24 protein-coding genes and 1 pseudogene are annotated in these 22,717 nt (G+C 71.5%); 22 read left to right on the top strand and 3 right to left on the bottom strand.

What is annotated here, in order from left to right:
• Position 1: 1 nt before the first annotated feature.
• Genes ACH4G3_RS00995 through ACH4G3_RS00945 form a run of 11 tightly spaced genes read left to right on the top strand, consistent with a single transcriptional unit; the run spans position 2 to position 11,583 of the window.
• Positions 2-1,210, top strand: a complete 1,209-nt coding sequence (locus ACH4G3_RS00995) for a glycosyltransferase (protein WP_397622447.1) — start codon at positions 2-4, stop codon at positions 1,208-1,210.
• Entirely contained in the window at positions 1,207-2,457 is a 1,251-nt protein-coding gene (locus ACH4G3_RS00990; RefSeq protein WP_397622446.1) for a class I SAM-dependent methyltransferase, read from the top strand. Before ACH4G3_RS00995 ends, ACH4G3_RS00990 begins: the two co-directional genes overlap by 4 nt.
• The gene (locus ACH4G3_RS00985; RefSeq protein ID WP_397622445.1) at positions 2,454-3,248 is read left to right on the top strand and encodes a sugar phosphate nucleotidyltransferase; all 795 of its coding nucleotides are present in this window, start codon (positions 2,454-2,456) and stop codon (positions 3,246-3,248) included. Before ACH4G3_RS00990 ends, ACH4G3_RS00985 begins: the two co-directional genes overlap by 4 nt.
• On the top strand, positions 3,245-3,892 hold the full coding sequence (locus ACH4G3_RS00980) for a PIG-L deacetylase family protein (protein ID WP_397622444.1): 648 nt from the start codon (positions 3,245-3,247) through the stop codon (positions 3,890-3,892). Before ACH4G3_RS00985 ends, ACH4G3_RS00980 begins: the two co-directional genes overlap by 4 nt.
• Positions 3,893-3,895: 3 nt before the next feature.
• Entirely contained in the window at positions 3,896-4,921 is a 1,026-nt protein-coding gene (locus ACH4G3_RS00975) for an NAD-dependent epimerase/dehydratase family protein (protein ID WP_397622443.1), read from the top strand.
• Positions 4,909-6,204 carry a DUF4910 domain-containing protein gene (locus ACH4G3_RS00970; protein WP_397622442.1) on the top strand — a complete coding sequence of 432 codons (1,296 nt, stop codon included), beginning with the start codon at positions 4,909-4,911 and terminating at the stop codon, positions 6,202-6,204. Before ACH4G3_RS00975 ends, ACH4G3_RS00970 begins: the two co-directional genes overlap by 13 nt.
• 5 nt (positions 6,205-6,209) lie before the next feature.
• On the top strand, positions 6,210-7,499 hold the full coding sequence (locus ACH4G3_RS00965) for an MATE family efflux transporter (protein WP_397623346.1): 1,290 nt from the start codon (positions 6,210-6,212) through the stop codon (positions 7,497-7,499).
• Positions 7,496-8,443 carry a glycosyltransferase family 2 protein gene (locus ACH4G3_RS00960; protein WP_397622441.1) on the top strand — a complete coding sequence of 316 codons (948 nt, stop codon included), beginning with the start codon at positions 7,496-7,498 and terminating at the stop codon, positions 8,441-8,443. The genes ACH4G3_RS00965 and ACH4G3_RS00960 overlap by 4 nt, the downstream gene beginning before the upstream one ends.
• Positions 8,440-9,684 carry a polysaccharide pyruvyl transferase family protein gene (locus tag ACH4G3_RS00955; RefSeq protein ID WP_397622440.1) on the top strand — a complete coding sequence of 415 codons (1,245 nt, stop codon included), beginning with the start codon at positions 8,440-8,442 and terminating at the stop codon, positions 9,682-9,684. Before ACH4G3_RS00960 ends, ACH4G3_RS00955 begins: the two co-directional genes overlap by 4 nt.
• A complete protein-coding gene (locus ACH4G3_RS00950) occupies positions 9,681-10,232 on the top strand; it encodes a dTDP-4-dehydrorhamnose 3,5-epimerase family protein (protein ID WP_397622439.1) in 552 nt (183 codons plus the stop codon). The genes ACH4G3_RS00955 and ACH4G3_RS00950 overlap by 4 nt, the downstream gene beginning before the upstream one ends.
• Before the next feature lie 7 nt (positions 10,233-10,239).
• On the top strand, positions 10,240-11,583 hold the full coding sequence (locus ACH4G3_RS00945; protein WP_397622438.1) for a glutamate-1-semialdehyde 2,1-aminomutase: 1,344 nt from the start codon (positions 10,240-10,242) through the stop codon (positions 11,581-11,583).
• Positions 11,584-11,599: 16 nt separating this feature from the next.
• Here the strand turns inward: ACH4G3_RS00945 and ACH4G3_RS00940 are convergent, their stop codons facing one another.
• Positions 11,600-12,259, bottom strand: a complete 660-nt coding sequence (locus tag ACH4G3_RS00940) for a phosphatase PAP2 family protein (protein ID WP_397623345.1) — start codon at positions 12,257-12,259, stop codon at positions 11,600-11,602.
• A gap of 453 nt (positions 12,260-12,712) precedes the next feature.
• On the opposite strand from ACH4G3_RS00940, the gene ACH4G3_RS00935 reads away from it, so the two are divergent.
• Complete coding sequence (locus tag ACH4G3_RS00935; RefSeq protein WP_397622437.1) at positions 12,713-12,841, top strand: hypothetical protein; 129 nt, start codon at positions 12,713-12,715, stop codon at positions 12,839-12,841.
• Between the two features lie 250 nt (positions 12,842-13,091).
• On the opposite strand, the gene ACH4G3_RS00930 is transcribed toward ACH4G3_RS00935, so the two are convergent.
• Positions 13,092-13,307 (bottom strand): hypothetical protein, encoded by a 216-nt coding sequence (locus ACH4G3_RS00930; RefSeq protein WP_397622436.1) that lies wholly within the window; start codon positions 13,305-13,307, stop codon positions 13,092-13,094.
• Between the two features lie 335 nt (positions 13,308-13,642).
• Here ACH4G3_RS00930 and ACH4G3_RS00925 point away from each other — a divergent pair, with 335 nt between their 5' ends.
• The 10 genes and pseudogenes from ACH4G3_RS00925 (at position 13,643) to ACH4G3_RS00880 (ending at position 21,470) form a co-directional block, all read left to right on the top strand.
• A complete protein-coding gene (locus ACH4G3_RS00925) occupies positions 13,643-13,954 on the top strand; it encodes an alpha/beta hydrolase family protein (protein ID WP_397622435.1) in 312 nt (103 codons plus the stop codon).
• Between the two features lie 222 nt (positions 13,955-14,176).
• Positions 14,177-14,569, top strand: a complete 393-nt coding sequence (locus ACH4G3_RS00920; protein ID WP_397622434.1) for a nuclear transport factor 2 family protein — start codon at positions 14,177-14,179, stop codon at positions 14,567-14,569.
• Between the two features lie 25 nt (positions 14,570-14,594).
• The gene (locus tag ACH4G3_RS00915; RefSeq protein WP_397622433.1) at positions 14,595-15,293 is read left to right on the top strand and encodes a type 1 glutamine amidotransferase domain-containing protein; all 699 of its coding nucleotides are present in this window, start codon (positions 14,595-14,597) and stop codon (positions 15,291-15,293) included.
• Positions 15,294-15,479: 186 nt separating this feature from the next.
• Positions 15,480-16,349, top strand: a complete 870-nt coding sequence (locus ACH4G3_RS00910; protein ID WP_397622432.1) for a helix-turn-helix domain-containing protein — start codon at positions 15,480-15,482, stop codon at positions 16,347-16,349.
• A 462-nt stretch (positions 16,350-16,811) separates the two neighbouring features.
• Positions 16,812-17,144: a carboxymuconolactone decarboxylase family protein gene (locus ACH4G3_RS00905; RefSeq protein WP_397622431.1), complete on the top strand. Its 333-nt coding sequence runs from the start codon at positions 16,812-16,814 to the stop codon at positions 17,142-17,144.
• Between the two features lie 121 nt (positions 17,145-17,265).
• The gene (locus ACH4G3_RS00900) at positions 17,266-18,282 is read left to right on the top strand and encodes a zinc-dependent alcohol dehydrogenase family protein (RefSeq protein WP_397622430.1); all 1,017 of its coding nucleotides are present in this window, start codon (positions 17,266-17,268) and stop codon (positions 18,280-18,282) included.
• The gene (locus tag ACH4G3_RS00895; RefSeq protein ID WP_397622429.1) at positions 18,279-18,422 is read left to right on the top strand and encodes a DUF2255 family protein; all 144 of its coding nucleotides are present in this window, start codon (positions 18,279-18,281) and stop codon (positions 18,420-18,422) included. The genes ACH4G3_RS00900 and ACH4G3_RS00895 overlap by 4 nt, the downstream gene beginning before the upstream one ends.
• 67 nt (positions 18,423-18,489) lie before the next feature.
• The gene (locus tag ACH4G3_RS00890) at positions 18,490-20,073 is read left to right on the top strand and encodes a Na+/H+ antiporter (protein WP_397622428.1); all 1,584 of its coding nucleotides are present in this window, start codon (positions 18,490-18,492) and stop codon (positions 20,071-20,073) included.
• A gap of 82 nt (positions 20,074-20,155) precedes the next feature.
• Positions 20,156-20,368 (top strand): annotated as a pseudogene (locus tag ACH4G3_RS00885) (amidohydrolase family protein); the annotation flags it as partial.
• A 115-nt stretch (positions 20,369-20,483) separates the two neighbouring features.
• A complete protein-coding gene (locus ACH4G3_RS00880) occupies positions 20,484-21,470 on the top strand; it encodes an aldo/keto reductase (RefSeq protein ID WP_397622427.1) in 987 nt (328 codons plus the stop codon).
• Positions 21,471-21,579: 109 nt separating this feature from the next.
• On the opposite strand, the gene ACH4G3_RS00875 is transcribed toward ACH4G3_RS00880, so the two are convergent.
• Positions 21,580-22,710 (bottom strand): XdhC family protein, encoded by a 1,131-nt coding sequence (locus ACH4G3_RS00875; protein WP_397622426.1) that lies wholly within the window; start codon positions 22,708-22,710, stop codon positions 21,580-21,582.
• Between the last annotated feature and the right edge of the window lie 7 nt (positions 22,711-22,717).

Genomic DNA, 22,717 nt, shown 5'->3' with positions numbered 1-22,717 from the left:
CATGCACGTCCTCGTGGTGCACAACCGCTACGCCTCGGCGCAGCCGAGCGGGGAGAACAAGGTCGTCGACCAGGAGGTGGCGCTGCTGCGCGGGGCCGGCCACCGGGTCGAGGTGTTCGAGCGACGCAGCGACGACATCGCCGCCCGGTCCCTGCTCGGCAAGGCCGCGGTGCCACTCCTCGTGCCGTGGAACCGCGCTGTCCGCGCGGAGCTCGCCGCGCGGCTGCGCACCGAGCGGCCGGACGTGGTGCACATCCACAACGTCTTCCCGCTCCTGTCGCCGGCGGTGCTGGCCGCCTGCGCCGACGCCGGCGTGCCCGCCGTCGCCACGCTGCACAACTACACCCAGGTCTGCCCGCCCGGCACGCTGCAGCGCGACGGCCGGCCGTGCACCGAGTGCGTCGGGTCGACGCCGCTGCCCGCCGTCCGGCACGGCTGCTACCGGAACTCCCGGCTGGCGACGGTGCCGCTCGCGGTCAGCCTGTCGGTCAACCGGCGGCGGTGGTGGTCCGGCGTGGAGCGGTTCTTCTGCATCTCCGCGGCACAGCGCGACGTCCTGGTGCGGTCCGGCATGCCGGCCGAGCGGCTGGCGGTGAAGCACAACTTCGTGCCCGACCCGGATGCTCGCCGGGCGGGCACCGGCGAGCACCTGCTCTATCTCGGCCGGCTCGCGGAGGCCAAGGGCGTGCGGCTGCTCATGGCCGCGTGGGACGAGATCGCCGCCACCGGCGGTGTGGGCGTGCCGCTCGTGATCGCCGGTGCGGGGCCGCTGGAGCGCGAGGTGACCGCCTGGGCGGCGGGCCGGGACGACGTGCGCCACGTCGGCCTGCTGGACCCGGCCGAGTGCCGGAAGGCCGTCGCGCAGTCGGTCGCCGTGGTGGCTCCCTCTACGTGGCTGGAGGCGTTCGGCCTGGTGGTCGTGGAGGCGATGGCGGCCGGGGTCCCGGTCGTCGCCGCCGGTCACGGCGCCTTCGTCGAACTCGTCGAGGACGGCGTGACCGGGCTGCTGCACCAGCCGGGCGACCCGGCGTCGCTCGCGTCCCGCATACGCCGGATCGCGGCCGAGCCGGACCGCAACCGGGAGATGGGCAAGGCCGCACGGCGCCGTTACGAGCAGGGGTTCAGCCCGGCCGTCGGCCTGGAGCGCCTGGTGGACGAGTACCGCACCGCGATAGCGGGTCGGACGGAATCAATGGGGGGCAGTAGATGACACGATGCCGACTCTGCGGCTCGGCGACGCTGGCGAGCGTCGTCGACCTGGGGGCCACGCCACCATGTGAGAGCTTTCTCGCCGCGGACCAACTGGACCAGCCGGAGCCCGCGTACCCGCTGCACCTGCGGGTCTGCACCGACTGCTGGCTCGCGCAGATCCCGCCGCTGATCACGCCGGAGGAGACGTTCAAGGAGTACGCGTACTTCTCCTCCTACTCGACCTCCTGGGTGGAACACGCGCGCACGTTCGTCACCGACGCCGTACAGCGCCTCGCTCTCGGCCCCGACGCCTTCGTGGTCGAGGTCGCGAGCAACGACGGGTACCTGCTGAGGCACGTGGTGGACCGGGGGATCCGCTGCCTCGGCATCGAGCCGTCGGTGAACGTCGGCGCCGCGGCGCGCGAGGCGGGCGTGCCCACGCTCACGGAGTTCCTGAGCCCGGACACCGGCGCCGCGGTCCGCGCCGAACACGGCCCGGCGGACCTGGTCGTGGCCAACAACGTGTACGCGCACATCCCCGACGTGGTCGGGTTCACCCAGGGGCTGCGCGCCCTGGTCGCCGACGACGGCTGGGTCTCGATCGAGGTGCAGCACCTGCTGACCCTGATCGAGGAGAACCAGTACGACACGATCTACCACGAGCACTTCCAGTACTACACCGTCGCCGCCGCGATCCGGGCCCTGGCGAGCGGCGGACTCGCGCTCGTGGACGTCGAGTTGCTGCCCACGCACGGCGGCTCCATCCGGCTGTGGGCCCGGCCCTCTGAGGCCGCCGGCGAACCGACCCGGCGCGTGGCCGACGTACTGGCCCGGGAGAAGGCCGCCGGGCTGCAGGAGCTGTCCGGGTACACGGAGTTCTCCGCCCGGGTGGCCAAGGTGCGCCGGGACCTGCTGCGGTTCCTCATCGAGGCGGCCGAGCGCGGCGAGACGGTCGTCGGCTACGGCGCACCGGGCAAGGGCAACACCCTGCTCAACCACTGCGGCATCCGGCCCGACCTGCTCGCGTACACGGTCGACCGCAACCCCTACAAGCACGGCAGGTTCACCCCGGGCACCCGCATCCCGATCCTGCCGCCCGAGCAGATCGCCGCCGACAAACCCGACTACGTCCTCGTCCTGCCGTGGAACCTGCGGGCCGAGCTGGTCGAGCAGCTGTCCTACGTGCACGACTGGGGCGGCCGGCTGGTCTTTCCCGTCCCGGAACTGAGCATTGTCGAGGTCGCGTCCGGAAAGGGCACAGCATGAAGGTCGTTCTGTTCTGCGGCGGTTACGGGATGCGGATGCGCAACGGAGCTTCCGATGACGTACCCAAGCCGATGGCGATGGTCGGGCCGCGGCCGCTGATCTGGCACGTCATGCGCTACTACGCGCACTTCGGGCACACGGAGTTCATCCTGTGCCTCGGGTACGGGGCCCACCACATCAAGGACTTCTTCCTCAACTACGAGGAGACGACGTCCAACGACTTCGTGCTGAGGGGCGGGCGGACCGAGCTGCTGTCCACCGACATCTCGGACTGGACGATCACGTTCGCGCAGACCGGCATCGAGTCGCCGATCGGGGAGCGGCTGCGCCGGGTGCGGCACCATCTGGACGGCGACGAGATGTTCCTCGCCAACTACGCCGACGTGCTCACCGACGCCCCGCTGCCGGAGATGATCGACCGGTTCGCCCGGCGCGACGCGGGTGCGTCGATGATGGTGGTGCCGCCGCAGTCGTCGTTCCACTGCGTGGAGCTGGGCGAGGACGGCCTGGTGGGCGGCATCACCGCGGTGAGCGAACTGCCGCTGTGGGAGAACGGCGGCTACTTCGTGCTCCGCCAGGAAGTCTTCGACCACATCCCGGAGAACGGGGACCTGGTCGCCGACGGATGCGCCCAACTGGCCAAGCGCGGCCGGCTGGTGGCGCACCAGCACCGCGGCTTCTGGAAGCCGACCGACACCGTGAAGGAGCGGGCCGCGCTCGACGAGGCCTACGCCCGCGGCGACCGCCCGTGGGCCGTGTGGGAAAAGGACAGCGCGGCGGTGAGCGCGTGATCCGGCTCGGCGCCGGGCGCCTGGACCGGATCGTCGCGGTGGGCGCGCACTGCGACGACATCGCCATCGGCGCCGGCGGCACGCTGCTGACGCTGTGCCACACGCGGCCGGGTGTCCGCGTCGACGCACTGGTGCTCTCCGGCGGCGGCACCGAGCGCGAGCAGGAGGAGCAGGCCGCGCTCGCCGCCTTCTGCCCGGGCGCCGACCTGCGGCTGACCGTGCACAAGCTGCCGGACGGGCGGTTGCCCGTGCACTGGGACGAGGCCAAGGCCGCGGTCGAGGAACTGCGCGGGCAGACCGACCCGGATCTGATCCTGGCCCCGCGCACCGACGACGCGCACCAGGACCACCGCGGCCTGGCCCAGCTGATACCGACCGCGTTCCGCGACCACCTGGTCCTCGGCTACGAGATCGTCAAGTGGGACGGCGATCTCGGCCGTATGGCGGCGTACCAGCCGCTGACGCCGGAGATCGCCGAAGAGAAGGTGCGGCTGCTGCAGGAGCACTACCCCTCGCAGCGGCACCGGCCCTGGTACGACCGCGAGGCCTTCCTGGGCTTGGCCCGGATCCGCGGCATCGAATGCCACGCGCGCTACGCCGAGGCGTTCGCCGTCACCAAACTCACGCTCCACCTGGGGGGATGAACCATGCGCGTACTGCTGACCGGACACCAGGGCTACCTGGGCACCGTGATGGCCCCGGTCCTCGCGGCCGCCGGGCACGAGGTCGTCGGCCTCGACGCCGGCCTGTTCGCCGACTGCGTCCTCGGCCCGGCGCCCGCCGACCCGCAGGGGCACCGGGTCGACCTGCGTGACGTCACAGCGGAACACGTGGCCGGCGTCGACGCCGTGATCCACCTGGCCGCCCTCTCCAACGACCCGCTGGGATCGCTGGCGCCGGAACTCACCTACGACATCAACCACCACGCGTCCGTACGGCTGGCCCGGCTGGCCCGCGACGCCGGAGTGCGGCGCTTCCTGTACGCGTCGACCTGCTCGGTCTACGGCGCCGCCGGCGGCGACGACCTGGTGGGCGAGGACGCCCCGCTGCGCCCGGTGACGCCGTACGCGGAGTCCAAGGTGCGGGTGGAGGACGACCTGCACGAGCTGGCCGACGGTGACTTCACCCCGGTGTTCATGCGCAACGCCACCGCCTTCGGCTACTCCCCCCGGCTGCGCGCCGACATCGTGCTGAACAACCTGGTGGGTCACGCGCTCCTGTCCGGCGAGGTGCTGGTGCTCTCCGACGGCACGCCCTGGCGCCCGCTGGTGCACGCCGCCGACATCGCCCGGGCCTTCACGGCCGCACTGACCGCGCCGCGGGACGCGGTGCACGACCGGGCGTTCAACATCGGCAGCGAGACCAACAACGTCACGGTCGCCGAGATCGCCGAGCAGGTCGCCGAGGCGGTACCCGGCTCCACGGTGGTGATCACCGGGGAGACCGGTGCCGATCCGCGGTCGTACCGGGTCGACTTCTCCCGGTTCCGCGCCGCGATACCCGGCTTCGACTGCGAGTGGACGGTGAAGCAGGGGGCTCTCGAACTCGCCGATGCCTACCGGAAACACGGGCTGACCCGGGAGGACTTCGAGCGCCGCTTCACCCGGCTTGCCGTGCTGCGCTCGGCGTCCGAGGCCGGCACCGTCGACGACACCCTGCGGTGGCGCCGGTGACCGCGGCCGGCTCCGGCGAGGAGATGTACGCGCTGGTGGAGCGGCTGTACCCGCTGTGCCGGAGCATCACCGGCGACGGGGTGCGCGCCACCTTGGACATCGTCGGGGAGCACATCCCGCTGCAGGTGCACGAGGTGCCGACCGGCACGCAGGTGCTGGACTGGACGGTGCCGCAGGAGTGGAACATCCGGGACGCTTACATCGCCGACACCGACGGCAACCGGGTCGTCGACTTCGCCGCGTCCAGCCTGCACGTGCTCGGCTACAGCGTGCCGGTCTCGGCGACCATGCCGCTGGCCGACCTGCGCGCACACCTGCACACCCTGCCCGACCACCCGGGTTGGGTGCCGTACCGCACCAGCTACTACCAGCCGGAATGGGGCTTCTGCCTGGCCCAGGAGACCCTGGACGCGATGCCGGACGGCGAGTACGAGGTCCGCATCGACTCCACCCTCGCCGACGGCCACCTCACCTACGCCGAGCACGTGGTCCCCGGGCAGGTCCCCGACGAGGTGATCGTCTCCTGCCACGTCTGCCACCCGTCGCTGGCCAACGACAACCTGGCCGGCATCGCGGTGGCGACGTTCCTGGCCCGGGCCCTGGCGGAGCAAACGCCGTACTACACCTACCGGTTCATCTTCGCGCCCGGCACCATCGGGGCGATCACCTGGCTCGCCCGCAACGCGGAACGGGTGACTGAGGGCAGGGTCAAGCACGGCCTGGTGCTGGCCTGCGCCGGCGACCCGGGCGACCTGACGTACAAGCAGAGCAGGCGCGGTGACGCGGAGATCGACCGGGTGATGCGGCACGTGCTGGCCGCCTCCGAACGCCCGCACCGCGTCACCGAGTTCACTCCGTACGGCTACGACGAGCGGCAGTTCTGCTCGCCCGGATTCAACCTCGGGGTGGGCTCGCTCACCCGGACCCCCTACGCCGGCTACCCGGAGTACCACACCTCGGCGGACAACCTGGACTTCGTCTCCCCGGAGGCGATGGCGGACACCCTGGCCGTCTGCCGCGAGGCGTTCGCCGTCCTCGACCGCAACCGGCAGTACGTCAACCTCAGCCCCTACGGCGAACCGCAGCTGGGCCGGCGCGGGCTGTACGACGCGCTCGGCGGCCGCAGCGACACCAAGCAGGCCCAGATGGCCATGCTCTGGGTGCTCAACCTCTCCGACGGCGAGCACAGTCTGCTGGACGTCGCCGAGCGGTCCGGGCTGCCGTTCGACACCGTCGCCGCCGCGGCCGGCGCCCTGCACGGCGCCGGGCTGATCAAGGCATGACGCCGATGACCACCGAGGGGGCGAAGACGACGAGACCGGCCGGGTCCGCCCGGCGGGCCCTCGTCGGCCGGCTGTCCTGGGGACTGGCCGACCAGGCGGCCTCCAGCATGACCAACTTCGCGGTGGGGATCTACGTGGCCCGCTCGCTGGGAGTGACCGCGTTCGGCGTGTTCAGCCTGGCCTGGGTGACCTACGGCGTGGTGCTCAACGTCTCGCGCGGGCTGGCCACCGACCCGCTCGTGGTGCGCTTCAGCGGCGTGCCGGACGCCTCCTGGCGCGCGGCGGTGGCCCGGTCGTCGGGTACCGCGCTCGGCGTCGGTGCCGCCCTCGGCGCGGCCTGTCTGGTGGTCGGGCTCGCTCTCGGCGGCAGCGTGGGGGCCGCGTTCGCCTGCCTCGGCGTCGTGCTGCCGGGGCTGCTGCTGCAGGACGCCTGGCGGTTCTCGTTCTTCGCCGCCGGCGCCGGGCGGAAGGCGTTCGTCAACGACCTCGTGTGGGGCGTCGCGCTCGTCCCGGCCATGGTGGCGGCGGCCCGCGTGGGCAGCGTCGGGGCTTTCGTGCTCGCCTGGGGCGCGTCCGCCGCGGTGGCCGCCGGGTACGGCTGCCTCCAGTCCGGCATCCGGCCCCGGATGACCGGGGCGCGCGGGTGGCTTCGCGAGCAGCGCGATCTCGGCTACCGGTACCTGGTCGAGAACGTCAGCCTCAGCGGCGCGAGCCAGCTGCGGGCGTACGGGCTCGGCGCGATCGTCGGGATCGGCGCCGTGGGTGCGGTGCGGGGCGCCGAGCTCCTCCTCGGCCCGTTCCTCGCCGTGCTGATGGGGCTGTCGCTGGTCACCGTCCCCGAGGCGGCACGGGTGCTGCGGCAGGCCCCGCACCGCCTGGGCACGTTCTGCCTCCTGCTGGGCGGCGGGCAGGCCGCCGCCGCGCTGCTCTGGGGCGGGGCGCTGCTGCTGGTGCCGGACCGGCTCGGCGAGCTGGTGCTCGCCGGCGTCTGGCACTCCGCGGCGGCGCTCATCGTGCCGGTCACCCTCGGCGTCGCGGGCGCCGGCCTCGGCACCGGCGCGGCGGCCGGGCTGCGCGCGCTCGGCGCGGCCCGGCGCAGCCTGCGCTGCCAGCTGTTCGCATCCGCCTGCTATGTCGGCGGCGGGCTCGGCGGGGCGGCCGTGGCCGGCACGGCCGGCTCTGCCTGGGGCGTCGCCGCCGCGACCGTCGGCAGCTCGGGCGTGTGGTGGCTGCACCTGCGCTCCGCCCGGCGCGAACACCACCAAGACCCGATCCGCGAAGTGAGGACGCCATGACCGCCCACCCCCGGCTGAGTATCGGCCTGCCCGTCTACAACGGCGAGGAGTACCTGGCCGAGGCGCTCGACGCCCTGCTCGGCCAGACCTACGAGGACTTCGAGCTGGTCATCTCCGACAACGCCTCGACCGACGGCACCCGGGACATCTGCCGCAAGTACGCGGCTCGGGACTCACGCATCCGGTACATCCGGCTGACCCGGAACATCGGCGCCGCGCCGAACCACAACCACGTGTTCACCGAGTGCCGCGGCGAGCTGTTCAAGTGGGCCTCGCACGACGACCTCTACGCCCGCGATCTGCTGCTGCGCTGCGTTGAGGCGCTGGACGAGCGGCCGGAGGTGATCCTCGCCCACAGCGGCCAGGCGGTCATCGACGGCGACGGCCAGGTGAAGGTCCCGTACGAGTACGGTCTCGCCACCGACTCGCCGCACCCGCCGGAGCGCTTCCGCAGCCTGCTGTTCGAACCCGGCGGCGACGACTTCTACGGGGTGATGCGGGCCGACGTGCTGCGCCGGGTGAAGCCGCACGACAGCTACCACCACGCCGACCGCACGTTCGTCGCCGAGATCACCCTGCACGGGCCCTTCCACCAGGTGCCGGAGCTGCTGTACTTCCGCCGCGACCACCCCACCCGCGCCGAGCGGGCGAACCCGTCCAAGCGCTCCCGGTGCGTCAACCTGGACCCGCGCCGGGCCGGCCCGCTGCACCCGACGCCCCGGCTGCTCGCCGAGTACGTCTGGGGCTTCGCCTCGGCGATCCGGCGGGCGCCGTTGTCCCCGGCGGACCGGCGCGCGTGCTACCGCCACCTGGCCGCGTGGATGACCAGCCGGGTCCGGCCGGGCGCCGGCGAGCGGGTCGAGGACCGCGCCCCCATCGACCCGGACCGGCTCGCCGTCTCCGTCGACGCCCTCGTCGCCGGCCGTGAGGGGAGGCGGGCATGACTCCGGTGCGGGTGGGGGTGTTCGGCCTGCTCGGCTCCGGCAACCTCGGCAACGACGGGTCGCTGGAGGCCGTGCTCGGGTACCTCCGCGCCGAGCACCCGGAGGCGGTCGTGGACGCGCTGTGCGGCGGACCCGAGGTCGTCGCGGCCCGGTACGGGATCCCCGCGACGCGGCTGCACTGGTACCGCGGGGAGTACCGGACCGCGTCACGTGCGGGCGCGGTCGCGGCAAAGGGGCTCGGCAAACTCGTCGACGCCTTCCGCACCGCTGCCTGGGTGCGCCGGCACGACGTGGTGATCGTGCCGGGCATGGGCGTCCTGGAAGCCACGCTGCCGCTGCGGCCGTGGGGGTTCCCGTACTCGCTGTTCCTGCTCTGCGCGAGTGGCCGGCTCCTGCGCACCCGGGTCGCGCTGGTCGGCGTCGGCGCGGACGCGATCAGCGACCGGCCGACCCGGGCCCTGGTGCGCTGGTCGGCACGGCTGGCCGGCTACCGGTCGTACCGGGACACCCTGTCCCGCGACGCGATGCGGGCGATGGGCGTGGACACCTCGCGGGACGAGGTCTACCCGGACCTCGCCTTCGCCCTGCCGGCGCCGCGGACGAGCGCGTCCTCGGGCCCCTCGGACCCGCCGGGCCCGGTGTGCGTCGGCGTCATGGCCTTCCACGGAGGCAACGACGACCGCGCCCGGGCGGAGGAGATCCACCGACGCTACCTCGACGGGACGACCCGCTTCGTCCGCGCACTCGTCGAGGACGGCAGGCCGGTCCGGCTGCTCACCGGCGACGAGTGCGATGCACCGGTGGTCGCGGCGATCCTCGACGCGGTGGACTCGCCGCTGGTCACCGCCGCGGAGGCCGCCTCGCTGGCCGACCTGATGAAGGAGACGGCGGCCGCCGACGCCGTGGTGGCGACCCGGTACCACAACCTGGTCTGCGCCCTGAAGGCCGGCACACCGACCCTCGCCCTCAGCTACGCGGCGAAGAGCGACGCGCTCATGGAACGGATGGGCCTCGGCGCCTACCGCCACCCGGCGCGCGAGGTCGACGCCGACCTACTGCTCGGACAGTTCCGGGCGCTGGAGCAGAGATCGGCGGAGCTGCGGCGGACGCTCTCCGAGCGGAACCAGGTCGCCGCCCGGCAACTCGAGGACCAGTTCACCGCCCTGTCCGCGGCCCTGTTCCCGGCGCCCGGCGACACCAACACCCACACCCACACCCACACAGATCGGGAGGCTCGATGAAGGCGACCGCAGTCCCGGAGATCGCCGGCGCGTACCTGTTCGAGCCGACGCCGTACGCCGACGAGCGCGGCTTCTTCTGCCGCACCTTCGACGCCGACGTGGTCCGCTCGGTCGGTCTGGACCCGCACGCCTTCGTCCAGGACAGCCTGTCCCGCTCGGTCGGGGGCGTGCTGCGCGGCCTGCACCTGCGCTCCGGTGCCGGCGAGGCCAAGCTGGTGCGGTGCTCGTACGGAAGGGTCTTCGACGTCGTCGTGGACCTGCGACCGGACTCGCCGACCTACCTGGGCCGGGCCTTCTTCGAGCTGTCCGGCGACACGCAGGCGACCCTGTACATCCCGGCGGGCTGCGCGCACGGCTTCCAGGCGCTGACCGAGACCGCCGACACCTCGTACCGGATCGACCGCCCACACGATCCGGCCGAGGACGTGACGATCGCCTTCGACGACCCGGAGCTCGCCATTCCGTGGCCGCTGCCGGTCACATCGATGTCCCAGCGGGACCGGGAGGCGCCGAGCCTCGCCGAGGTCCTGAAGCAAATGGAGAGGTGAAGCCGGCGTGGACACCGAACACACCGAGGAGACCGAGGAGTTCCTCCTGCCCCGGTCGCGGAGGGCGAACGAGCGGCTGCACGCCCTGATCCCCGGGGGCGCGCACACCTACGCCAAGGGCGACGACCAGTACCCCGAGAACCTGGCCCCGGTCATCAGCCACGGCCGCGGTGCGCATGTGTGGGACATCGACGGCAACCGCTATGTCGAGTACGGCTCCGGCCTGCGGTCGGTCAGCCTCGGCCACGCCCACCCACGCGTGACCGAGGCGGTGCGACGCGAACTCGACCGCGGCAGCAACTTCGTGCGCCCCTCCGTCGTGGAGGTCGAAGCCGCGGAACGCTTCCTGGCCACGGTGCCGACCGCCGAGATGGTGAAGTTCGCGAAGAACGGCTCCGACGCCACCACGGCCGCGGTGCGCCTCGCCCGCGCCGCCACCGGGCGCCCGCGGGTGGCGCTCTGCGCCGACCATCCGTTCTTCTCCACCGACGACTGGTTCATCGCCACCACACCGATGTCCGCCGGCATTCCGGCGCCGACCACCGACCTCACCGTGGCGTTCCCCTACGGCGACCTGGCCGCCACGGAGGAGCTGCTCAACCGCTACCAGGACGAGGTCGCCTGCCTGATCCTCGAACCCGCCACCCACACCGAGCCCCCGCCCGGTTACCTCGCCGGTCTGCGCGACCTGGCCGACCGGCACGGCTGCGTACTGATCTTCGACGAGATGATCACTGGCTTCCGCTGGTCCGAGGCGGGCGCCCAGGGCCTGTACGGCGTCGTCCCCGACCTCTCCACGTTCGGCAAGGCGCTGGGCAACGGATGCGCCGTCTCCGCGCTGGCCGGGCGCCGCGAACTGATGGAGCTGGGCGGTCTGCGTCACTCCGGCGACCGGGTGTTCCTGCTGTCCACCACGCACGGTGCGGAAACACACTCCCTGGCCGCCGCGATGGCCGTGCAGACCACCTACGTCGAAGAGGGCGTCACCGCGAGGCTGCACGCCCTCGGCGAGCGGTTGGCCGCCGGCGTCCGCGACGCCGCGGCGAGCATGGGCGTCGGGGACCACGTCGTCGTCCGGGGCCGGGCCAGCAACTTGGTCTTCGCCACCCTCGACGAGAACCGGCAGCCGTCGCAGCAGTACCGCACCCTGTTCCTGCGCCGGCTCCTCGCGGGCGGGGTGCTGGCCCCGTCGTTCGTGGTGAGCAGCGCGCTCGACGACACCGACATCGACCACACCGTCGACGTGGTGGCCCAGGCGTGTGCGGTGTACCGGAAGGCACTGGACGCCGCCGACCCCACCCCCTGGCTGGCCGGACGACCGGTGAAGCCGGTGTTCCGCCGTCTGGCATGACGTGACGTGACGTCAGCTAGGCGACAGCCGTACGGGTGTCGGCCACCTGATCGACCAGCCACGCGGTCGCCGGTACCACCGCCAGCGCGGTGCACCAGCCGCCGAGGACGTCGGTCGGGTAGTGCGCGCCCAGGGCGACCTGCGCCCACCCCATGGCGGCGCCGGCGACCAGCGCCGCGGCGAGCACGAGTGCCGTGCCGGCCGTCCTGCCGAGACCTAGCCGGCGGGTCGCGAGCAGCGCCACCGTGAGGGCGAACGCGGTGAGGAAGGCGGTGTGCCCGCTCGGATAGGACAGATTGCCGTCGCCGTGGATGGTGCGTCCCACCACGGACTTGAGCAGTGTGGTCGTCCCCACGGTCACGCCGGCGCCGACAACGACGAGCACCGCCGCACGACGGCACCGCAGCAGCAGGCACCCCGTCACAGTGGCCACAACCAGCGTCGCCGCGCCCACGGGCTCCCCGAGGAAGTCCGTGCCCAGAGCGAGGGACCGCCACGGCGGCCCCACACTGTCCGCCGTCGGCTGGATGATCCACCTGTCCACCCTGCCGGGCTCGCTGTGCCCGGCGAACAGAACCCCGAGCACGACGACCACCAGCGCGGCGAGTGCCGCGACCAGCCCGAGCGACGCGCGCAGTGCCGGGGGCAGCACCGCGGGCGCCGACCGGCCGGTCACCCGGCCCACCGCGTCCGCCCCACGAACGGCATCCTGTTCCGCCACCGCGCTACCGCTCCCCCGCCCCGAACTCGCCGGCCTGTCCATCACCCTGGTCAAGGGCACCGGAACCAGTCTCCGTTCGCCACCCTAACCAGCAATGCGGTCATGGAGAACCGCCGCTCGAGAACGAGTCCGGGCGGGATCGAGCAGGCGAAAGCCGCGGTCACCATCGGCCGTCCGAGGGACCGTTGACCTTTTCCGAGCCGCTCAAGATACGTTCTGGCGGTTGAGACGCGGTAGAGACGCCACTATGAGTCCAAGCAGGAAGCCCGCACCACCAACCACCCTTGGCGGCAGGATCGGTGGGGCGAGCACTGAGTACCAGGAGGTACCGCAATGACTGTGGCTCCAACTCGCTCTGTACTGTCAACGGCTCGCCCGAAGGGCTGGGCGGCCCTGCTCATCGTCATCGTGATCGTCTATGCCCCGGCGGCACAGATCCAGGACGTCCTCACCAGTCTGATCGCCCTGTCAGCCGTGCTCGTCTCGGGCTCGGCGGTCACGGCCGTATCAGCGAGTCGGCCGCAGACGACCGCCTGAGGAGACTGAACAGGCTCGATCGGGCCGGCAGGGGGCGGCGGCCACCACCCGGGAAGCGGGCGAGGCCTCCTCTACATGGTCGCCACCGCCCATTCCGCCCCCTGCCTGATCGCTATGTCGAGTCTGACCGGTGTGGTGCGCCCGGCCAGGCGGCCATCGCCGCGTCGACCACCCGCTCCAGGGTCTGCCGTGTCGCCCCGTCGCACGCTTGCTGGTTCATCCCCTGGATGACCGCCGCGCAGCTTGTCCTTCACGTCCTGCCGGTGATGATGAGACAGTCCGGCGGGTGGCTCGGGTCTGTGCAGTCGGCGGCGAGTTGCCGCAGCAGCGTGGCGACGGCCGAGCGGGCGTCCGAGCCCTCCCCCAGCCGGGCTCCGTAGGTGCGCGTGTACAACTGGACGGCCTCGTCGAACAGTTGCCGCTTGTCACCGAAGGCGGCATACAGGCTTGGCGGTTTGATCCCCATCGCCTCAGTTGCCGGGCCGAGCCGTCCGGCACCTCGAAGGGGAATCCGATGACCACGCCCACACGCACCGTCTTCGCCCGCACCGTCCGCGGCACCGGCCCCGGCCTCCTCCTCGCCCACGGCGCGGGAGGCGGCCGTTCGTCGAACGCCCTCAGGAGTGGCTGAAGCTCATGACTGATTTCCTCGCACGCAGCTGAGGGCCAGGGCCCCGGAAATCCCCACCCAGGGGAAAATTTCTTCCCCCTCACCACACATGGACATCATCACGGCCTCGACGAACCATGCTGCCAGGACTCCCATTGCCGGGTCAGGGACGACGAAAGGGGACTGGCGCCATGATCGAGAACGTTTCCTTCAGGAACAAGTCCGTGGAAATCGCGGCCCACCTGCGCCTGCCGGACGACTTCTCAGCGGACGAAAAATACCCGGCCCTCGTCGGTATTCACCCGGCCGGCGGAGTGAAGGAACAGACCATCGGCCACTACGCGAAGCGACTGGCCTCACACGGATTCGTCACCGTGGTCTACGACTCCTCCTGCCAAGGAGACGCCCAGCAGCGCACGGCGGAGACGAGGGGGGCGGAGCCGGTCTATGCCCGGACAAGATGTACGCCTTCTCGGCATTCGATCAGATTCCGGAACTGCTGACCCAGCCACTGCTCCTCATCGCGGGGAGCAAGGCGGACACCAAGGTTTTCAGCGACCAGGCGTACGAGCTTTCCAACGGCCCGAAAGAGCTGTTCGCCGTCCTCTAGCAGTGCACTCTCCCGACGCACGGCTTGGTTCGCCGGGCGCACCGCCCTCGCCGCCTGATCAGCCGACCTTCCCGCGACCGCCGCATGACCACCCCCACGCACACAAGGAGTGACCGTGTCCGATTCCCCGAGCCTGGCCCTCATCCGCCGCGTGTACGAATCCCGTATGGCCCCGGAGGTCACCAGCGAGGTCATGGCTCCCGACCTCGTCTGGGACATCACCCCCGGCTTCCCGAACAGCGGCGTCTACCGCGGCTGGGACGAGGTGGCGAAGAACTTCTTCGGCGCGACGACGCCGGACTACGAGTCCTTCGGCGCGGTGCCCGAGGAGTTCTACGCGGACGACGAGGGCCATGTCTTCGTCTTCGGGCACTACCACGCCGAGACGAAGACGGGGAACACGGCCGACGTCCGTTTCGTCCACCTGTGGACCGTCCGCGACGGCAAGGCCGTCAGCATGCGGCAGGCCGCCGACAGCCACGTCCTCCAGGAAGCCCTGAAGGGCTGAGACGACCACCGGGAGAGAGCCACCCATGACGAAGATCCTTTTCGTGATCACGGCGTCCGCCCACTGGACACTGGCCGACGGCACCCGCCACCCGGCCGGCTTCTGGGCCGAGGAGGCGATCGGCCCGTACCAGGTCTTCAAGGAGGCCGGATACGAGATCGCCGCGGCGACCCCCGGCGGCGTGCCGCCCACGGCGGACGCCCTCAGCCTCAGCCCCGACTTCAACGGCGGCGAGGAAGGGGCCGAGCGCATGCGCACCGCCCTGCGCGAGGCCACCGAGCTGGCGCGCCCGCTGCGCATCGAGGACGTGGACATCGACGACTACGACGCCGTCTTCTACCCCGGCGGCTGGGGCCCGATGGAGGACCTGCCCGACGACGCCGCCTCCGGCAGGCTGCTCACCGAGTGGCTCGCCTCCGGCAAGCCTGTGTCCCTGGTGTGCCACGGCCCCGCCGCCCTGCTCGCCACCATCGGCCCCGACGGGACCTCCCCGTTCGCCGGCTACCGTCTGACCGGCCTGTCCAACGCGGAGGAGAAGCAGAACGGCCTCGCGGACCGCGCGAAGTGGCTGCTCCAGGACCGGCTCGTGAATGAGCTCAGGGCCGACTACCGCGAGGCCGCCCCGTTCACCCCGCACGTCGAGGTCGACCGCACCCTGTACACCGGCCAGAACCCGTACTCGGCCGTCCCTCTGGCCCGGGAACTGGTCAAGGCTCTGAGCTGACGCCACACAGCACCGCATGATCCCCATCGGCCCGGTACGGGTCCACAGCGCCTACCGGGCCACATCTCATGCAGTGTGATCACACGGGCGGGAGATATGATTCTCGTGCGCCGGCAGCCGAAATCCGGGGCAGGGTACACCTCCCCATTACCAGCAGTGCCGGGCCCTTCCGCGAGGCTGGAGACCATGCACCGCGACCCGCACCTGAACGAGCTGGGCGAGTTCCTCAAGGCCCGCCGTGCCGAACTCGGTCCCTCCGAGGTCGGACTCCCTGGCGGGCAACGGCGACGTGTGAGCGGTCTGCGCCGCGAGGAGGTGGCCCTTCTCGCCTCGATCAGCACCGAGTACTACACGCGTATCGAGCAGGGCCGTCTCCAGGCATCGGCTGCTCTCCTGGACGGGATCGCCCGGGTGCTCCGGCTCAACGAGGCCCAGCGCACCTACCTCTTCGAGCTCGCGGCCAGGCAGAAGGTAGGCCCGCCGTCGTCGGGCGACCGACAGCAGGTGGATCCGCAGCTGCAGCGCATGCTGGACGATCTCACCGCCACTCCCGCCTTCGTCATCGGCCGACGGACCGACATTCTCGGCTGGAACCAGCTCGCCGCCGGGCTGTGGACCGACTTCGGCCGCTACCCGGAAGAAGAGCGTGTGTTCATCCGGCTGCTGTTCACCGAGCCCTGGATGCGCGAGCTGTACGCGGACTGGGAGGAGGTCACCCGGCTGGCCATCGCCCACCTGCGCATGGAGAGCGCACGGTATCCCGGCGAACCGCGCCTCGCCACCCTGGTCGAGACCCTCGCCGCCCGCGACGCCCAGTTCCGTCAGTGGTGGGCCGAACATGACGTCGCCATGCGGGACCAGGGCACGAAGAAGCTCCGTCACCCGGTGGTGGGCGAGCTGACGCTCGACTGGAACACGCTCACGTGCGGGACGGACCCGGAGCAGCACATCATTGTCTGGAACGCGGAGTCCGGTTCCCCGTCCCACGACGCCCTGCGCCTGCTGGCCTCCTGGACGGCGGACCAGAAGCGGACGGCGTCCGACAGCGTCGCTTGAGTCCTCGAGCCCTTCAAGGGCCCGAGGACCACCACACCGTCAGCCGGTTGCTGTCGGCTGCCATCTGTGACTCGCCTCCATCCGATGCTCAGCCGCACCGGCCGACGGCGCTCGAACCGCTGTCCCTCTGTTGATGCCCGCGAGCCGGACGACCTCCGCGCGGCGCGGCCCCCCGGTACGCGTCGGCGTGCCCCGGGACGAAGGGGGGTAAGGATTTCTCCCCTGGATAAGCGCTCCCCCGAGTGGAATTCTCCCCTTTGCGAGGTCGCGCGAAGAAGGCACGTTGGATGAAAGAGCAGCACGCGTCCCGTCGGGCGCGGGCGTAACTGCTGCCGGACATCATCCGTATCCCGCGCTTCGCGCGACCGGCGCAGTCGACGACATGCACATACACGTCACCTCACGAATTCCCGGTCCAGGCCGGGCGACCTGATCCGAAACACCCGCCAGGAGCACCACCCCATGACCGACCGGAAGAAGTTCGCGCCGCCGGCGATCCAGGAGTTCGCCCCGAAGCTCGCCGAGGTCACCGACACGGTCCTGTTCGGCGACATCTGGGAGCGGCCGGGTCTGTCCCCGCGTGACCGCAGCCTGGTCACCGTCACCGCGCTCGCCGCCCTCTACCGCACCGACCAACTCGGCTTCCACCTCGGCAAGGCGCTGGAGAACGGCGTGACCAAGGACGAGCTCGTCGAAGCCCTCACCCATCTGGCCTTCTACGCCGGGTGGCCCAACGCCATGTCGGCGATGACCCAGCTCAAGGCGATCGCGGACGAGGCCGACGAGTCGGCCTGAGGCGCGCCCCACCGCCCGCCGTTCGACGGCCTCTCGGACGACGAGCACCACGCCGCCCGTCTCAGGGCCAACTCCCCATGCTGGACTCCCCCACCACCCCAAGGAAGACCAGAGCACCCCCATGCGCGCAACCGTCATCCACGCGCCCGGCGACATCCGGGTGGAGAACCGTCCCGAGCCGGAGATCACCGCACCGACGGACGCCGTCATCCGCACCGTCGCCACCTGCGTGTGCGGCTCCGACCTGTGGAGTTACCGCGGCGTCATGCCGGTCCAGGAGCCGCAGCCGATCGGCCACGAGTACGTCGGCGTCGTCGAGGAGGTCGGCAGCGAGGTGTCGGGCGTCAAGCCCGGCCAGTTCGTCATCGGCTCCTTCGCGGCATCCGACAACACCTGCCCGGTCTGCCGGGCCGGGTACCACACCTCGTGTCAGCACGCGGAGTGGGTCACCGGCTGCCAGGCGGAGTACGTCCGCGTTCCCCTCGCCGACGGCACCCTGGTCGCCGTGCCGGAGCAGCCGGCCGAGGAGCTGATCCCCAGCCTGCTGACGCTGTCCGACGTGATGGGAACCGGCTGGTACGCGGCCGAGGCGGCCGGCGTCAGGCCCGGTGCGACGGCCGTGGTGGTCGGTGACGGCGCGGTCGGCCTGTGCGCCGTCATCGCCGCGAAGGAGCTGGGCGCCGAGCGCGTCATCGCCATGAGCAGGCACGAGTCCCGGCAGAAGCTGGCCCTGGAGTTCGGCGCCACCGACATCGTCGCCGAGCGCGGCGAGAAGGGCGTGGCCCGGGTCAAGGAGCTGACGGACGGCATAGGCGCCGACTCGGTCCTCGAATGCGTCGGCACGCAGCAGTCGATGCACCAGGCCCTGCTGTCCACCCGGCCGGGCGGCAACGTCGGCTTCGTCGGCATGCCGCACGGCGTGCGGATCGACGGGCAGGAGCTGTTCTTCTCCCACGTCGCCCTGCGCGGCGGCCCCGCCCCCGTGCGCGCCTACCTGCCCGACCTGATCGACCGCGTCCTGTCCGGCCGTATCAACCCCGGCAGGGTCTTCGACCTCACCCTGCCCCTCGACGAGGTCGCCGAGGGCTACAGGGCCATGGACGAGCGTCGCGCCATCAAGACGCTGCTGCGTCCGTGACCTCGCACCCGGCGGAGGACGAGGACATCAACGACCGTATCGACGCCGCCTACCGCGCCAAGTACGGCCGCTACGGCGGCGCGTACGTCGACCCCATGGTCGCCTCCCGCGCCACGACGCTGCGTCTGGTCCCGAGATGAGCGGGACGATCCGGCGGGAGGCCGCCCAGCCCTCGCCGGCACCCGGTCTCTCACAGGAGTAAGTCGCATGCTCGGTCTCGAACTCGTCGTGCTCCTCGGCGTAGCCGTGCTGGCGGGCAACGTCCTGGCGCAGCGCCTCGGAGTCGCGCCGCCCGTCGTCCTGCTCGCCCTGGGCGCGCTGCTCGGCCTGGTCCCGGCCGTCCGCCAGACCCAACTTCCGCCCGAGGTCGTACTGTTGCTCTTCCTTCCCGTACTCCTGTACTGGGAGAGCCTGACAACGTCGAGCCGGGAGATCCGCTCCAACCTGCGCGGCATCGTCCTGATGAGCACGGTACTGGTCATCCTCACCGCGTGGGCCGTGGCGGCCGCCGGGCACGCGCTCGGGCTGCCGTGGGGGCCCGCGTGGGTGCTGGGCGCGGCAGTCGCACCCACCGACGCCACTGCGGTCGGCGCCCTGGCCCGGGCGCTGCCGCGCCGCCAGGTCACGGCGCTGCGCGCGGAGAGCCTCGTCAACGACGGCACCGCGCTGGTCATCTTCGGCCTGGCGGTCGGTCTGACCGTCGGTGAGGAGCACCTCACCGTCCCCCACGTGGGCGCGCTGTTCCTCCTCGCCTACGGCGGCGGGGCCGCGGTCGGCGTGGCGGTCGCCTGGGTCAACATGAACCTGCGGCGGCGCCTTCAGGACCCGCTGCTGGGCAACCTCGTCATGATCCTGGCGCCGTTCACGGCTTATCTGCTCGCTGAGCTGATCCATGCCTCGGGGGTGCTCGCGGTCGTGGTGAGCGGGCTGATCATGGCCCAGGTGGCGCCCCGCCTCATCCGCGCCGAGCACCGCCGGCAGGCCCTGGCGTTCTGGCCACTGGCCACGTTCATCATCAACGCCGCACTCTTCGTCCTGGTCGGTGTGGAACTCCAAGGCGCGCTGCGGCACATGAGCCGACCGGACCTCCGGGACGCGCTGATCGCCGTGGGTGTGGTCAGCGTGGTGCTGGTCGCCGTACGCTTCGCGTTCCTGTTCGCCTCCGCCTACCTGATCCGCGCGCTCGACCGGCGACCGGAGCAGCGGCTGCGGCGGATGAGCGACCGGGCGCGCACCGTCAGCGGGTTCGCGGGCTTCCGGGGCGCGGTGTCCCTGGCCGTGGCCCTCTCGGTGCCGGAGACACTGGCCTCCGGTGCGCCCTTCCCGGACCGCGCCTTCATCGTCTTCGTCACCTCCGGCGTCATCGTGGTGACGCTCGTGGTTCAGGGTCTGCTGCTGCCAGCGGTGGTGCGCTGGGCCCGGCTGCCACGGGACACCTCCGTCGAGGAGGAAGAACTCCTGGCGGAGACCAAGGCCACCGAGGAGGCTCTCGAGGCACTGCCCCGGCTCGCCACCGACCTGGGCACGACCCCGAAGGTCGCAGAGTGGCTGCGCCAGGAGTACGAGGGCCAACTGGCCGCCGTACAGGCGCGGGGCGCGGGCTCCGACGGCGATCCGGCCCTGCTGCACAACCGTCACCACACCGAGCTGCGGCTCGCTCTCATCGCCCACAAGCGCGCGACCGTCGTCCGGCTGCGCGACGAGCAACGGATCGACGACACCGTTCTGCGCCGGCTCCAGACCACCTTGGACTACGAGGAGGTGCGGCTCTCCGGGACGGAAGTGGAGTGAGCCGGCGCCACCGGCCCGGCACGAAACCCACGAGAGAGAGGACCCCGTCATTCCCTCCGGCCTCATCGACGTCCACGACCTCATGGACCGCAACGGCATCGCGACCGCGATGCTGTCCCTGTCCTCCCCCGGCGTCCACTTCGGCGACGACAAGGCGGCCCGTCTCCTCGCCCGGCGCGTGAACGAGTACACCGCCGAGCTGACCCGCGAACACCCGGAACGCTTCGGCAAGTTCGTGTCGCTGCCCCTCCCGGACTTGGACGGCGCGCTCGAAGAGATCAGCTTCGCCTTCGACACCACCCGAACGCGCCGGGCCGGCACCGTCCACGCCACACCTGACTGCCCGACTCGACAGCACAGGCCAGACCCACTCGGCTCATCGAGCGGGTCGACCGGCAAGGAGGAGCACGATGCACACACGAACGCTGGGGCGGGACCTGCGCGTCTCCGCGATCGGGCTCGGCGCCATGGGCATGTCCCAGAGCTACGGCCCGAACCCCGGTGACCGCAAGGACATGATCGCCGTACTCCGCGGCGCCGTCGACCGCGGCGTCACGTTCTTCGACACCGCTGAGGTGTACGGCCCGTACGTCAACGAGGAACTCGTGGGAGAAGCTCTCGCACCGCTGCGCGACCAGGTGGTGATCGCCACCAAGTTCGGCTTCCGCATCGAGAACGGCGCGCCCGCCGGGCTCAACAGCCGTCCCGAACAGATCCGCGCCGTGGCCGACGCCTCCCTCAGGCGCCTCGGAGCAGACACGATCGACCTGTTCTACCAGCACCGCGTCGACCCGGACGTGCCGATCGAGGACGTTGCCGGCACGGTGGGTGAACTGGTCCAGGAGGGCAAGGTGCGCTGCTTCGGGCTCTCGGAGGCCAATGCGCGGACCATCCGCCGCGCCCACGCGGTACATCCGGTGACGGCGGTGCAGAGCGAGTACTCGCTGTGGACCCGGGACCCCGAGCCGGAGGTGCTGCCCACCTGCGTGGCACTCGGCATCGGCTTCGTGCCGTTCAGCCCGCTCGGCAAGGGATTCCTGACCGGGACGGTCGACACGTCCACGTCGTTCGCGGACGGCGACGTCCGCACGACCATTCCCCGGTTCACGGCGGAGAACCGCGCGGCGAACCAGGCTCTCGTGGACCATGTCGCGGCGCTGGCCCAGGTCAAGGACGCCTCACCCGGCCAGGTCGCCCTCGCCTGGCTCCTCACCCAGCACCCGTCGATCGTCCCGATCCCCGGAACACGACGCCTGTCCCGCGTGGAAGAAAACATCGGCGCCACTCAACTGCCGCTCTCCGCCGACGAACTGGCCCATCTCGGCAAACTCGCCAGCCGCATCGGCGTGCAGGGCGACCGCTACAACGAGCACCACATGTCCCTGGTCGACAAGTAAGGGGACACGTAAGGCTTGCGGGCGGGCGGCACCGATGCCGCGTCGTCCGCCCGCAGCACTCGTCCTGGCCCGGGCAGCCCGTCGCCGCCCGTCGGTTCGTGAGGCCGGCCTACCGGTAGCCCGCCAACTCCGACGGCCGGTGGATCGGGCCGGTGATCCGGGTCAGAGGTCTGCCCGTGCCGTGGTTGGCCTGGGCGATGATCTCCGCGGTGATGGAGACGGCCGTCTCCTCGGGTGTGGAGGCTCCAAGGTCGAGGCCGATGGGGGAACGCAGCCGGGCCAACTGGCTCTCCGTGACGCCCTGCTCGCGCAGGCGGCGTATGCGCTCGTCGTGGGTGCGCCGGGAGCCCATGGCCCCGACGTAGGCGAGGGGCAGGTCGAGTGCCAGGCGAAGCAGCGGGATGTCGAACTTGGCGTCATGCGTGAGGACGCATACGGCGGTGCGCTCGTCCACCTCGGTGCGTTCCAGGTAGCGGTGGGGCCAGTCGACGACCACTTCGTCCGCGCGCGGGAAGCGGGCGGGAGTGGCGAAGACGGGGCGGGCGTCACAGACGGTGACGTGGTAGCCCAGGAAGCGGCCGGCCTGGCTGAGGGCCGCGGCGAAGTCGACGGCACCGAAGACCAGCAGGCGCGGCGGGGACGCATGGACATGAACGAGGACGGACAGCCGTTCAGGGCATTCGTCTGCCCGCCCGCCGATGTCGATGCGGACGGTGCGGCCCGCCCGCATCAGGGCCCTGGCCCGGTCGGCCACGGCCCGGTCCGTCGGGCCGCCGTCCACGCGCCCGTAGGCGGCATGGCCGCCGCCGAGCACGCTCAGCGTGGAGCCGAGGAGACGATCCGGGCCCTCCACGACCTGTGCCACGGCGACCGATCGCCCTTGAGCGATCTCGGAGAGGGCCGTGGACAGGTGCGGCTGAGCTGCGGGATCGATGCGCTGGACGAGGACGTCGAGTTCGCCGCCGCAGGTCAGACCGACTGCGAAGGCGTCGTCGTCGGAGTAGCCGAACCAGGCCCGCTGCGGCGTGCCCCGGTCATGGAGCACCTGTCGGCACAGCTCGTAGACCGCTCCCTCGACGCAGCCGCCGGAGATGCTGCCGACGGCGTTGCCGTCCTCGTCCACGGCTACCGACGTACCGACCGGCAGAGGGGCACTGCCGTGCACGCCGACGACGGTGGCCAGGGCGAAGGGGCGTGCCTCGCGGCACCAGCGGTGCAGAGTGTCCGCGATGTTCAGCATCGGTAGT

It is taken from the genome of Streptomyces afghaniensis, from assembly GCF_044327915.1.
GTDB lineage: Bacteria > Actinomycetota > Actinomycetes > Streptomycetales > Streptomycetaceae > Streptomyces > Streptomyces afghaniensis.
Note: the sequence above shows the minus strand (reverse complement) of the source record. Positions and strands in the feature narration are given on the sequence as shown.

Bases quoted from the DNA above. Each gene is read 5' to 3' on its own strand.
- ACH4G3_RS00875 (WP_397622426.1), bottom strand. From the start codon at position 22,710: ATGCTGAACATCGCGGACACTCTGCACCGCTGGTGCCGCGAGGCACGC.
- ACH4G3_RS00965 (WP_397623346.1), top strand. From the start codon at position 6,210: ATGACCACCGAGGGGGCGAAGACGACGAGACCGGCCGGGTCCGCCCGG.
- ACH4G3_RS00890 (WP_397622428.1), top strand. From the start codon at position 18,490: ATGCTCGGTCTCGAACTCGTCGTGCTCCTCGGCGTAGCCGTGCTGGCG.
- ACH4G3_RS00910 (WP_397622432.1), top strand. From the start codon at position 15,480: ATGCACCGCGACCCGCACCTGAACGAGCTGGGCGAGTTCCTCAAGGCC.
- ACH4G3_RS00925 (WP_397622435.1), top strand. From the start codon at position 13,643: ATGATCGAGAACGTTTCCTTCAGGAACAAGTCCGTGGAAATCGCGGCC.
- ACH4G3_RS00915 (WP_397622433.1), top strand. From the start codon at position 14,595: ATGACGAAGATCCTTTTCGTGATCACGGCGTCCGCCCACTGGACACTG.
- ACH4G3_RS00930 (WP_397622436.1), bottom strand. From the start codon at position 13,307: ATGGGGATCAAACCGCCAAGCCTGTATGCCGCCTTCGGTGACAAGCGG.
- ACH4G3_RS00985 (WP_397622445.1), top strand. From the start codon at position 2,454: ATGAAGGTCGTTCTGTTCTGCGGCGGTTACGGGATGCGGATGCGCAAC.
- ACH4G3_RS00995 (WP_397622447.1), top strand. From the start codon at position 2: ATGCACGTCCTCGTGGTGCACAACCGCTACGCCTCGGCGCAGCCGAGC.
- ACH4G3_RS00955 (WP_397622440.1), top strand. From the start codon at position 8,440: ATGACTCCGGTGCGGGTGGGGGTGTTCGGCCTGCTCGGCTCCGGCAAC.
- ACH4G3_RS00905 (WP_397622431.1), top strand. From the start codon at position 16,812: ATGACCGACCGGAAGAAGTTCGCGCCGCCGGCGATCCAGGAGTTCGCC.
- ACH4G3_RS00880 (WP_397622427.1), top strand. From the start codon at position 20,484: ATGCACACACGAACGCTGGGGCGGGACCTGCGCGTCTCCGCGATCGGG.
- ACH4G3_RS00975 (WP_397622443.1), top strand. From the start codon at position 3,896: ATGCGCGTACTGCTGACCGGACACCAGGGCTACCTGGGCACCGTGATG.
- ACH4G3_RS00900 (WP_397622430.1), top strand. From the start codon at position 17,266: ATGCGCGCAACCGTCATCCACGCGCCCGGCGACATCCGGGTGGAGAAC.
- ACH4G3_RS00950 (WP_397622439.1), top strand. From the start codon at position 9,681: ATGAAGGCGACCGCAGTCCCGGAGATCGCCGGCGCGTACCTGTTCGAG.
- ACH4G3_RS00990 (WP_397622446.1), top strand. From the start codon at position 1,207: ATGACACGATGCCGACTCTGCGGCTCGGCGACGCTGGCGAGCGTCGTC.
- ACH4G3_RS00960 (WP_397622441.1), top strand. From the start codon at position 7,496: ATGACCGCCCACCCCCGGCTGAGTATCGGCCTGCCCGTCTACAACGGC.